Source organism: Exiguobacterium sp. E17S (assembly GCF_057772545.1).
In genome coordinates this window covers 1-1045 of sequence record NZ_JBYLRU010000017.1, presented here as the reverse complement: position 1 = coordinate 1045, position 1045 = coordinate 1, and the positions used below count along the sequence as shown (strand labels likewise).

General features: G+C 53.7%; 1 rRNA gene. It reads right to left on the bottom strand.

The features are described 5' to 3' along the window. Positions 1-1045 (bottom strand): 23S ribosomal RNA (locus AC3B4V_RS16200); the annotation flags it as partial.

Genomic DNA, 1045 nt, shown 5'->3' with positions numbered 1-1045 from the left:
TCCTTACGGAATCCGCAGCTTCGGTGGTATGTTTAGCCCCGTTACATTTTCGGCGCGGCGCCACTCGACTAGTGAGCTATTACGCACTCTTTGAATGGTGGCTGCTTCTAAGCCAACATCCTAGCTGTCTAGGCAGCGCCACATCCTTTTCCACTTAACATACACTTTGGGACCTTAGCTGGCGGTCTGGGCTGTTTCCCTCTTGACTACGGATCTTATCACTCGCAGTCTGACTCCCGAGTATAAGTTGCTGGCATTCGGAGTTTAACTGAATTCGGTAACCCTGTGGGGGCCCCTAGTCCAATCAGTGCTCTACCTCCAGAACTCTCAACCTCGAGGCTAGCCCTAAAGCTATTTCGGGGAGAACCAGCTATCTCCAGGTTCGATTGGCATTTCACCGCTACCCACACCTCATCCCCGCACTTTTCAACGTGCGTGGGTTCGGACCTCCAGTCAGTGTTACCTGACCTTCATCCTGGACATGGGTAGATCACCTGGTTTCGGGTCTACGACAACGCACTGAACGCCCTGTTCAGACTCGCTTTCGCTACGGCTCCGCCTCATCGGCTTAACCTCGCGCGTTATCGTAACTCGCCGGTTCATTCTACAAAAGGCACGCCATCACCGTTAACGGGCTCTGACTACTTGTAGGCATACGGTTTCAGGATCTATTTCACTCCCCTTCCGGGGTGCTTTTCACCTTTCCCTCACGGTACTGGTTCACTATCGGTCACTAGGGAGTATTTAGCCTTGGGAGATGGTCCTCCCGGATTCCGACGGGGTTTCACGTGTCCCGCCGTACTCAGGATCCACTCTGGAGGGAAAACAGTTTCAGCTACAGGGCTGTCACCTTCTTCGGCCGACCTTTCCAGGTCCTTCACCTACTGTCTTCCTTTTTGACTCCGTATAGAGTGTCCTACAACCCCGAAGAGCATGCTCTCCGGTTTGGGCTGTTCCCGTTTCGCTCGCCGCTACTCAGGGAATCGCATTTGCTTTCTCTTCCTCCGGGTACTTAGATGTTTCAGTTCCCCGGGTCTGCCTCACG